This window comes from Chloroflexus sp. (genome assembly GCF_049970315.1).
Lineage (GTDB): Bacteria > Chloroflexota > Chloroflexia > Chloroflexales > Chloroflexaceae > Chloroflexus.
The window spans coordinates 85,704-97,798 of sequence record NZ_JBMFNE010000015.1 but is presented as its reverse complement, the minus strand read 5'-3'; the positions used below and the strand labels follow the sequence as shown (position 1 = coordinate 97,798).

General features: G+C 58.2%; 1 protein-coding gene. It reads left to right on the top strand.

The annotated features are described in order from the left end of the window. Positions 1–281: 281 nt before the first annotated feature. Positions 282–11,813, top strand: coding sequence for a LamG-like jellyroll fold domain-containing protein (locus ACP5OT_RS11660; protein WP_428132206.1), 11,532 nt, complete (start codon positions 282–284; stop codon positions 11,811–11,813). The last annotated feature ends 282 nt before the right edge of the window (positions 11,814–12,095 follow it).

Below are 12,095 nucleotides of genomic sequence, written 5' to 3'. Positions count from 1 at the left end.
TTCGCGACTTCCCCAGTCTCACGCCGACATGTACTGACGATTGGTAGGCACAAAGAGAGGCCGGACAACCCTTCGCGACTTCCCCAGTCTCACGCCGACATGTACTGACGATTGGTAGGCACAAAGAGAGGCCGGACAACCCTTCGCGACCTTCGCGTCTTTGCGTTTTTCGGTTTGTAACGTTTTTGTTACGCTACACCTTGTACACTTCTGCACAAGACTTACGCAAAACATTGTCGTGCTAACTCCTTGAATTTTCCAATGTTTTGGAGGACCTCGCTATGCACAAGCCGCACCATCTCTCCCACGCCGTCGTTGGTTTGTCAATTGCCCTCATCTCCCTCTTTCTATTACTGATAGCTGTACGTCTCTATCCGATGGCAAATCCAGATCCCATCCGTGTGGCTTGGCAGCGTGCGCTTAGCACCGGCACATACCGGTTTGAGGCATCGGCGACGATGATCGCCGATCCTGTCGCATCACCGGTGAATGCCGGTCGCCCTCCTGAGCGGCACGAGATGTATCTGCAAGGTACGGCCGATATACCGGATAAGACGACCGAATTGCACGTATGGTCGCAGGGCGGTAACGTTCAGACCGGTGATGGCAGTGTGATGCTGCGTGTTATCGCCGGGCAGACGTGGATGCGCCAAGGCGAAGGTGAGTGGGAGGAGTATAGCGGTCTTGGTGAAGTTTTTGCGCCCGGCGGTGATGTGTTGGGGTATCTAAATGCGGTGCGTGATGTACGTCTACTGGGCGAGGAGCAGAGAGCTGGGCACACAGTGACGCGCTATGCCTTCCAGATCGATGCGATGGCGCTCGAGCGCTACCTACGTGAACATCAGCAAGAAGCGTTGCGTCAGGCCAACCGATTACCGCCGGGGGTTGAGCTTCGCCCGGCTGCTGAGTATGACCGCTTGCGTGGCAGTGGTGAGGTTTGGATTAATGCTGATGGCTTGCCGGTGCGGCAGATACTGGATTTGGTTTTGCCGGCTACCGGCGATCGGTCAACGAGTCGTGCGCAGTTAACGATGGATTTTGCCGGTTTTGGGCCGCTGCCGTCGGCCTGGCCGTTGTTTTGGCAGCAGTGGTTGGGAACGTTGCACGATATAAGTGATGTGGCGCTACCGATAGTTGCAGCACTGCTGATGGGTTTGGGTGCTACCATTTTGCTGATCCGCTGGCGCGGTTCACGCCGGCTATCTGGTGTTTTAGCAGGCGTGTTAATTGTAACGCTGGTAGGTGGCCCATTGCTAACGGCGCAGCGGGTTGATGCGGCTCAAACTGAGTGGGCAGCCCAAATGGCCCGCCATCATCAAGCGCAAGCAGAGCTGGACCGTACTTCAGAAACGGAAACTACGTTGCCACCCGATGTAGCGGCGGCACGCTTGCTGGCCGATGTATGGTTAAGTGAAGTACGCGGCAATGCGACTACTGACAGCGATGGTGATGGCCTCAGCAATGCTCAAGAAGCGATCCTTGGCACCAATCCACAATTAGCCACCGATGGTCCCGCTCGCCTCACTACGCTCACGACGCAGGCCTCAACGGTGCTCAACAGCGCACCAGCGACTCTGGTTGATGATGGTCGTGATAGTGATGGTGATGGCTTAACCGACTTCCAAGAGCAGTTTCTCGGTACAAACCCTCTCGATAGCGATACCGATGCCGATGGCTTGAGTGACTTCGCCGAAGCGGTTGGTTTTTCGTATGCCGGTCGTGATTGGCGCTTCGATCCGTTGGCTCAAGATACCAATCGCGATGGCGTACTTGATAGTCTGGAAGTGGTTCGTAACGGAAATGTGCTGTACGCATACGATACCGATGCCGATGGTATTCCTGATGCTTTCGACTACGATAATGATAACGATGGTGTGCCCGATCGGATCGATCTCTCGCCAATGACCAATTCCTACTCGCATGGGGTCTTCAGCAACAATCGAGCGATGTGGTTGCGCCTCGATAATCTAACCCCAAACCGGCTGGTAGCGGTAGATGTTCAAGTGCGCCCACAACAGGTAGGCCAACTCTGGTACGCTCAGAGTCGCTTCGATTGGCCCCATGACGGTGCCGGGCAGATCCAAGATCGCAATTGGACGACCGATGATGTACAGCTTCTCCCACTGCTGGAAATCACTATCCCGGGAAATTCTTTTTCTACGCTTCCGCCATATACTGACGATGGCAATGGCAATCTCTCCTCGCCCGTCCTCAGTGCGCAAGGGATCACGTTACGTCGATCTGACGCGAACACGATCGTCGCCTATGTCCCGCTCAGTCTTGTAACCGATAGTCAGACCGGCGAACGAGTAGCCTTTTCGGGGCGGATGTGGTATCAAGGGTCATCGTCATGGGGTAATGCCCATCGGTTGCGGCTAATCTGGGCGGTACAGATGAAAAACGATGTGGATGGGTTTGATAAATCTGCCATTATCCATGTCTACGACAACACTAATTGGTTTCTGACCGGGATGCAAATTCGCGAAGAGCATGGCGTGAGCGGCGTGTTGCTGGTGGCCGACCCGCAGGTGCAGGGTGACGCAGTCGCCCGCGATGATGCGCTCTTGGCCTTGATCAACGGTCTCAACCAGAGCTTTATGCGCGCCCGTGGTGATCTATCACCGGCAGCTATCGCCAACCGCTTTCACCGTCTGAGTAATGGCAGTGTATCAAGTGAAGCGCGTTGGAATCTACCGAATATCTTTCTCGCTAGTGCCTACACCCACGACGATACGCTTAGCCTGGCTCGCAACTCGACGACGCTCAACCGTAACTTGCTAGGGCAAATACCGGTGTCTGATCAGCCTCTCCTCTTGCACGCCCGTAGTGAGACATTCCGCGCACTCAATTTCGATAGTCTTGGTAGTAATGCCTCATGGTCGGATACTATCTTGATCATGAATCTTGCTACCGGTGGTCAGAATCCGGTCTACCTTCAAACCATGAATTACCTTAGCCTAACCGGCTATGAGTTTTCTGGTGATTGGCGGACGTTGTCGCCAGAGCAGACAATGCAGCGCTTTATTGATCGTCATAGGGGGCAGACCAGTACTGATGAAGAGACACGCGAAGGTCAGCTTGTCGTGTTGCGTAACTATCTTGGAGTACTAATCCAAGGCGTGATGGCTCTTGTCGCCAATGGCGAGCAGCGCCCGCTCGCTGATTTTGCCAGCCCTGATGCATCATTGGCGCAGATCAACACTGCTTTAGCTACCCAAGGGGCAGGTGCGCTCAAGCATGCTCTTGCAGTCCTAGGATCGGCCCAAGGGTCGGATACAAATAGGGTGTTGAAGATGATCGGCGGTGTGGTGAAGGGCTTGGCGATTAGCGCAGCACGGGGTGGAGGGGCAGCATGGTCGGTTGCCAGCCAATTTGTGACCAGTTTCAAGGCCAAGGCCGGTGATGCGATTCGCGGCGCAATCATCGGCGCGTTGGTGGCCGGCTTGATCTTGGCAACGACGGCGCAATTAGGCCAGATTTCACCGGAACTGAACCGCTGGTTGATGTCCGGTGGAATGGAATTGGTGGCGCACGTTACGTCATCGGTAGCGACTATTGTTAAGAACGGCATTGATCTGATCCTGATTGCCAAATTCGGTTTACAAAAGATCACAGCGGCTTCAGCAGCGTTCACGATCTTTGTCGGTGCGGTGTTGGTCGTAGCTACTGTTGGCTTAGCTATCTACGAAGCGGTCGCCAACCAGTTGTCGGGTGTCGCACTCGCGCAATTGATTATCACTACTGTATTACAAGTGGCATGGATCGTTCTCCTCACCGCTCTTACCTTTATTCCCAAGGTCGGCCTTATCATTGTGGCCGTCATTACCATCATCGATGCGCTACTGTCGGTGATCCTCTCGCTGATATTGGGTCGAGCAACAACATTCTCGACATGGCTTTTCCAACAGATCGCCCGCTTTATCGTTGATGAGTCGCGCTACTTGACCGTGCGTCCAACGGTAGATAGCACCAATTTAGGATTGATCAATCCGGCAGCAGGCATGACCGCATGGAACCCCCTCCGCTTCAGTGCGACCGTCTACCCGAATCTGGCGTGGAATCCGAACCGGATCGGCAATCGTTGGTTTGGCAACCCGTGGAATGACTGGCAGGCCCGTCAGCGGGTTTCTGGTGAGGTATCGCTCGCCACCTCAGAACAGAGTCTCCACGTCTCGCCTGGTTGGCCACCGATCCAAGATTCGTATCCGCGTTCGGTTGATTTTTCCTTCCCGGCAGGGATCAACCGCTCAACGTCACTCTGGATGAACACTGCCTTCAATCTGCCGTATAAGCGCTGTATTTTCGTATGGTGCGGCGCGTATGACGACGTGCAGCGCTACAATTCTCGCCTGGCCGATAGTTTGGTCTTCGATATCTTACCGGCCACCCTCGACGAGTTTGTCAGTATGGATTGGGGAGGAAGTGTTCCGTTTCCGTCATTGCCCGATCGCGATCTTGACGGTCTCCACCGCGATGTCGATCCGAATGACAGTACATGGGATACCGACGGTGATCGGCTGAGCGATGCGTTTGAGCTGCGGCGCGCTCGTGAAGGTATGCGCTTGAATCTGCGCACGGCCGATACCGATACCGATGGTTTGAGCGATTTGGAAGAAGTGCGTTGGGGTACCGATCCCACTCGTCCTGATACCGACGGCGATGGCTTGGGCGATGCACTTGAGGTGAAAGGTCAATTGGTAACGGTGAGTGGACGGCCGTTGTTGATCCGTACTAGCCCGCTAGCGACCGATTCGCGGGGTTATGGCTTGTCTGATGCCGTTTGGTTGACACAGGGTGATGCGGTAGCAGTGCGTTCGCGCGTCGGTGCCTGGCCGCTTGTTTCATCGTTTGCCGATTCGGCTGGAGGACGAGCCTTCGACTGCGTTGCCGGAGCCTGTCCTACTCCCACTACGACGATTGGCGGTAGAACCGGCACTGAATTCAACGGTCATCAGTTTCTGGTAATTAGTGATGAACGTTTCCGCATGGCGGATGAGATGAGTTTCACAGTCTGGATCTATCCTACCGCATTTACCAACGGCATCTTGATCAATCGTGAGGGCGAGTACGAAGTAGCGCGCTTCCCTGATGGCACCATCCAGTGGGCTTTTGCCAACGCCAATCCCGGCTGGGCGTGGATCAACACCGGCGCGGTGGCGCCGCTCAATCAGTGGACGCATGTGGCGGTGACGTACAACCGCGGCGTGGTGACCACCTATCTCAACGGCGCGGCGGTGCATACTTACCACGGGGCGGGCGCGATCAGCGATGTCGATTGGTCGCAGAACGAGCTGCGGTTGGGTGATCGCCAATATATACCACAGCGATTCGTCGGGGTTATGGCCCAAGCTCGCTTGTTCAATCGGGCATTACCGGCGAGTGAGGTTATGACGCAGATGAATTTGGCGGCGTTGATGGCTACACCGCAGACGACGATCTCGAGTGAGCTGACTACATCACAAGCACCGATTGGTGTCTTCCCGACGGTTGATGATAGTACTCTGGTAGTGCGACCCGGTCAGGTGTTGACCTATACGGCTACCTTGCGTTATCTTTTGGCGAACGGTCGTCCACTACGTGGTGCGTTCTGGTTAAATCTGCCTGGAACAAGTTTGCCGGCTGAAACCTTCGAGCTGTTGCCGGGGCAAGAGCATAGCTTCGTCACCAATCTGACCATTCCGGCTGACGCACCGGAAGGACCATTTGTGATCGATGCGATCACGCAATACAGTCTGGGTGGTAATCCAACCGCACGCTGGACGCCACCGGTGTTTGTTGAGCAGGCCGGGGCTGATGTGAGTGTGGCGGCGGTGGCCGCTGCTCCCAGTGCTGCTGCACCTTACGCATTGGTCGTCTCTCGTGGTGGTCAGGTGCAGTTCTTTACCGCGCAACCCAACAACTTGCCGACACCGCTCAACGTAGCCGCCGGAACGCAGCCGTCAGTCGCTTGTCTGAGCGGAGCGTGTCTGGTGGCGTGGCAAGATGGTGGAGTCGTCCGGGTTACTCGTGTGGTCGGTAGTACTGTTGCCACACCGCTGACTCTCGGTAACGGGATAATGCCGGTAGTGGCGAGTAATGGTACCAGTTTTGCCGTTGTTTGGCTTGACAACGGTACCTTGCACGCTCGGCGGATCGCTGCCGATGGGACGTTGAGCGGTGCGACATTAGTGCTCGATCCTAATCTTCAGGCTGGGAGTGCAGTGACAGTGGTTGCCGCCGGTACCAATTATCTCGTTGCATATGAACGTGGGTCGGCGACGCAGCGCGATATTTGGTTGGTGCGCTTCGATGAGACTGGGGCAGGTATACCGACGTCAATAACTGCCACTCCCGCCGATGAGACCAAACCGGCGTTGGCCTATAGTACTGCTTTCGGACGCGCCTTGCTGGTCTATCTGCGCGATAGCTCGGTAGTTGGCCGTCTGCTGGTCGGCACGACGGCGCTCACTGAGGTGGTACTGCTCTCGGATGGTGCGGTTAATCTCATCAATCCAACAGTGGCTGCTGCCAACGATCACTTTGTGGTCGCTGCCGGGGCGCGGATTGCTGAGCGCGGTCATCTTCTCTATCAGGCGGTTGACGGGCAGAATCGGTTGTTGGGCAGCCCGCAACGCTTTGCGTGGCTGGTTGATGCGCCATCCGGTGTCGGTGGCGCATTAGCCTGTGCCGCTGGCCAGCCGTGTGTTGTCGCACCGGCGGGCCTGAACGGTGGCGGTACACAGATCGGAACAATCCAGGCCGAACTGGTCGGCGAAGAGTCGGGGTTGTTGGATAACGGTACCTTACCTACTCCATTGCGGCTCATAGTTGACAGTACGCCTCCGGTTGCCTCGATACTCGCGCCGGTCAGTGATAGCTATGTGCCTGCCGCTAATATGAACAGTGGTTTGGTGGCGAGCGGGGTGGTGAGCGATGCTAATCCGATTGAGCTGGTAGAAATAAGTCTCGACGGTGGTGTGTGGCAGACGGTGGACCCCGGAGCGACGTGGGCAGCGACAATTGATGTAAGCAGTCTATCGGAAGGTGCGCATACGCTGCGTGTGCGTGCTCGCGATGCCGCCGGCAATCAAGGTGCGCCGAGTGCATCGGTAACATTCCGTGTTGATCGCACACCGCCAACATTGACCTTGGTGCCTGATGTCCCATCGTTAATCGTGCGTCCGACCCTCGATGCCAATGGCGGTTGGGTTTTTCCCTTCGCCGGGACACTGAATGATGCCGCCAGTGGTAATGCGCAACTCACGCTTGAATTACTACCGGCTAGTGCTGATGCTGTGACCAGCCTAGCTCAAGCGGTGCCGGCAACCGGTAGCACATGGCAGCACAACTATCTTCTTGTCACCGGTGGCGGAGTTGATGGGCGGTTGACGCCGCCAACCGGGGTGTATACAGTGACGATGCGTGCTGCCGATCTGGCTGGGAATGTGCAAACGGTCGAACGACCAACCCTGCTCAGACTCGATGCGACGGCACCTACCATCGCGCTGGACACTAATCCCGGTGAGCAGATCACAACCTCTCTGACCTTAACCGGTGTGGTGACTGACACCGGTTCGGTGGCGAGCGGTGTACAAACGCTCGAGGCGGCATGGTGGCCGCTTGAGCAAGCCGATGCGCTGATCAACGCAGCAATCCGGCTATCGTTTGATGAACCAGATGGGAGTAAGGTGTTTGCTAATGCAGTTGATGGAGGGTTAATCGCTACCTGTAGCGGTGCGAATTGTCCCTCCGTGATCGCAAGTGGCCGCGTCGGGCAAGGAATTGCGCTCGGTGGCACTCAAACACTCACTATCACCGACCAACTTGGTGGTCTTAGTAGACTCAGTGTTGCGGCATGGGTTAATGGTAGTGGTCGGGTGTTCGAGCGAGGCCAGGCTGGTCAGCCCGGTTACGTCGAACTTACGACTACCGGTGCTCAACTACTTGGGAATAGCGGGTCTTGTTCGGCTACCTTCATGCTAGCCGGCACGGGTTGGCAACATCTCGCCTTGACCTACGATGGTTCCACCCTGGCCGTTTACGGTAATGGTGCGGTAGTGACAAGCATTCCTTGTGTTGCCGGTACATTACCTGCCGCCGAATCGCGACTGGGTGGGTTTGCCGGTCAGCTCGACGAGGTCTATCTCTACGACTATGCGCTTGCCGCTGACGAAGTTGCCCACGTGCGCGCAGCGGCGGATCAGAGCTGGCAGAACGTCACGCTCGCCACACCAGGTACCGCCGCTAGTACGTGGAGTCTGCCCGTCCCGAACACGCTCGACGGGATGTATGCGCTCGCCATACGCGCCACCGACGCGCTCGGCAATCGCACCGTTGATCCGACGGGGGTGATTGTCTGGCGGGGCATGGTCGATCTGCGCGCGCCGCAGGTCTCCATCACTGTGATGCAGCAGGGCAGCGGCGCGCTGGCGCGTACTACTATCACCTGCCAAGCCCGTGACATCAATCTCGCTAGCGCAACGCTGGTCTGCCCGCTCCCTAGCGGCACGATCCTCGAACAGACTGACACCCTCGTCTATTACCAGCCCCCGGTGTGGCGCCGGCTCAACGACGAGGTGCGGTTGCTGTACGGGCGCGATGTGACCTACGTGGTCAATGGCCATATCACCTATACCAACACCGCGACGGCCCAAGACACGCTGGGCCGTGCCGGCAGCGGTACGCCGCAGCCGGTCACGTCACCTGCGCCGGTGGTCGATCTGCTCGTCACCTCGCCAACCGGCAATATTTTCACGACACTTGGCACGATCACAATTGCCGGCAATGCGCGGGCCGATGCCGGTTTGAGCCGGGTGCGAGTATTGGTGAATAGCAGCTTGATCTTCGAGCAGATGTGGTCTGGCGAACTGACCGGCTCCTTCTCGACGACATGGATACCGCCGGCAGAGGGTCGGTATGCGTTGGAAGTGCAAGTCACCGATCAGAGCAATCGTCTCGCTACCCGCCAGATGACCCTTTTTGTTGATACGGCAGCGCCTACTGCACTCGGTTTTGCCACCGCGACCATAACCTCAGCCAATACCTTCAGCGATACGCTGGCGCTGCCGATTCAAGTGACCGATACCGGCGTGATCACGAATGTGCAAGCCTCGTTCGATGGTGTGACGTGGATCGATGCCGCTCCCGATCCGGCTATGAGCGGACGATGGTGGGTGCCGATCAACCAACCGTCTAACGATCTCGATAACCGGTTATTCACCATGAATCTGCGAGCGACTGATGCCGCCGGGCGAACGATCACCGCAACGGCACAGTCGATAACGGTCGACGTGCGTCCACCGGCAGCGCAGACGGTGACGTTGCGTGTGATCGGCGGCGCAACGTTGAACGAAGGCGATGCCGTGCGTGCTGCCGGCGCTGGTTTGCGGATGGAATGGGGGGCAGGCAGCGACAACGCCGGCCCGGTCACCTTCCGCGCCGGTTGGAGCACCGACCGCGAGCCGAATCTGGCCGCGCTTAGCGCGTATGGGGCTGGCCCCGGCAGCCACGATCTGCCTACGCCACCCGAAGGCAGCATCCTCTATGCGCATTTGGTACAGCAAGACGCCAACGGCAACCAACGCATGCAAACTTTCGGCCCGATCATTTACGATACGCCGCTCACGCATGATGCTATTTCGCAAACCGGTTTCACCGCGCCGGAACGGACGGTTGCCACTGGCTGGCGCGAGGGAGCGTGTGCGTTGGTTGGTCAAAACAGCGCCTTGGCTCGCCGCACGAACGAACTGGCGGCGACTAATGCCGTGCAACGGCTCTATGTGAGTTGGGACAACCGGGCGCTACGCGTGGCATGGCGCGGCGCTATCTGGGGGGCAAGCGAGGATTTGTACCTCTACCTCGACACCGCTACCGGCGGCGCGCCGGCGGTCTATACGCAAGGGATGCCGGCCGGCCAGCCCGATCTGCGCTTCCCCGACGGTTTTGCCCCTGACTACCTGCTGCGGGTCGATGACGCGCAGACTATCAGTCTGTTGCGTTGGAATGGCGCGGCATGGGTAGCGATGAGCGGCGCATGGCAGGCGTGGGTTGACGCTGCCCAACCCGATCTGTTCGAGGCCTACCTGCCGTTTGCGGTGCTCAATATCACGAGCCCGGCCACGACGCAGGCGCGTATGCTTGCCTACGCCACCGAAGAAGACAGCCTGCGCACGTGGGCAGTGATGCCGGCCAACAATCCGCTCACCAGTCCGCGGGTGCTTAATAGCCGCAGCAGCGAAACGATCACCAATCAGATCGCGCTCACCAACGTGATCGCGTGGGCCAATCTTGGCCCCGGCCTGTGCCCCGGCGCAGGACAGGTCGTGGCTGATGTGCGGTTCCGTATCACGGCCACCCCGGTGGGATCGATCTACTCAATCTTCACCGACGAGCTGATCGACGCGCAGAGCCAGCTTCTCGACACCAACAACCACGTGGCGAGCACCCAGCTCGCCGAGATCGACAACTCCCATCCGCTGTTGTTTGAAGGGCAGACCATTACCTACACGATCCACTACGAAAATGTCGGGGAAGCGCCAGCCGAAAACGTACAGGCATGGATCGTCAACTGGGGGGCGCTGCGGCTGCCGGGAGGCAACCTTGTGATTGGATCGGGCGGGAACCCCTACTACGAACAGTTCATCACCTTGGGAACCATTGCCCCCAACACCAGCGGCACTGCCACCTTCACCGGCGTGGTCGATCGCCAGATTGCCCGCGACGCGGGTGAAGACGAAGACTGGGCCACGGTGGACATCTCCTTCCACGATGACACCACCGGTCTTGACGATGCGCTCGACTGGTTATTCGTTGACCATCCGGTTGACATCGCGCCGCCGGAGTATGTCGCGATCTACGATCCGGTCGCCTATGTGAAACCCGGTCTGGTCACGGTGTCCGGCGTGGCGTGGGACGAATCGGACGTGCCGCAGATTCAGATCGAGACGCGGGTGGGTACGGCTGCCCCCGCGATCACCACCTGCGCCGACCCCACCCCCGACGATGGCGAGTGGCAGTGTACGGTCAATATCAGTAATCCAGTCGATGACACAGCGGTGACGATGCGGGTGCGCGCCACCGATGCCGGCGGCCAAACTAGTGCCTGGAGTGATCCGGTTGATCTGGTTGTGGATGCTAATCTCCCCAATCTGATCTTGAGCGATGGCAGCGAAGCGCGCTTGGGAATGGGATCGGTGAGCGTGGGTACGTTACAACTTGAGGGTCGGGTGCAAGACGACCGTGCTGCGTGGGCAGTGGAAATCTGCGTCAACCAGCAGGATGGGCGCGGCTTCCAATGCGAAGAGGTGTGGGCTGACGAGAACGACAACTGGAGCTACGCCCTGCCTATCCGTGCGGGAGTGACGCAGGCGGCGCAGCAAGTGCGCCTGACGCCGATCGATCTCGCCGGCAATCGCGGCCCGGCCCGCCAATTCGACTACGTGATCGACACGGTTGCACCAACCGTCACCGGCGAGGTGCTAACGGCGACCGCACTCAATAGTGTTCAGCTCGGTGATGCTATGCCAACTGCTATTGGTGGGCTGGTCGTTCCGGCATCTTCGTCATCGGTAGGGAGCATCTTGCTTGGCGGTACCTATGCTGATGAGGTGGGAGTCACCGGAATTACTGTGCGGATCGAACGACCCGATGGATTGGTCGAGAACGGAGCCGCCGATCTGCAAGGAGGCCAGTGGCGCTATACTGCATCGCTGAGTGTGCCCGGTGTGTATCGTATGTACATCACGGCGCGGGATGCAGCCGGCAACACCACCACCATCGGGCCACTGACGGCGAATGGGCCGAATCGGGTATGGGTACCGGTCATCTTCAAGTAGGACGCTCACGCAAAGGCGCAGAGGGGGCAAAGCGGGTAACGCAAAGGCGCAAAGGGCGCAAAGGGCGCGAAGGGCGCGAAGGGCGCAAAGGCCCCGCACGCACACAGCGCCACCCGCAGGGGCACGGCATGCCTCACGCAAAGACGCGAAGGGCGCAAAGGCCCCGCACGCACACAGCGCCACCCGCAGGGGCACGGCATGCCGTGTTCCACGCCGTGCCCCACGAAGGGCAAAAGTCGCGAAAGGTATTTTATTTCTCCCTCTCCCGCATCGTGGGAGAGG

Coding starts and splice junctions, on each gene's coding strand:
- ACP5OT_RS11660 (WP_428132206.1), top strand. CDS start 282: ATGCACAAGCCGCACCATCTCTCCCACGCCGTCGTTGGTTTGTCAATT.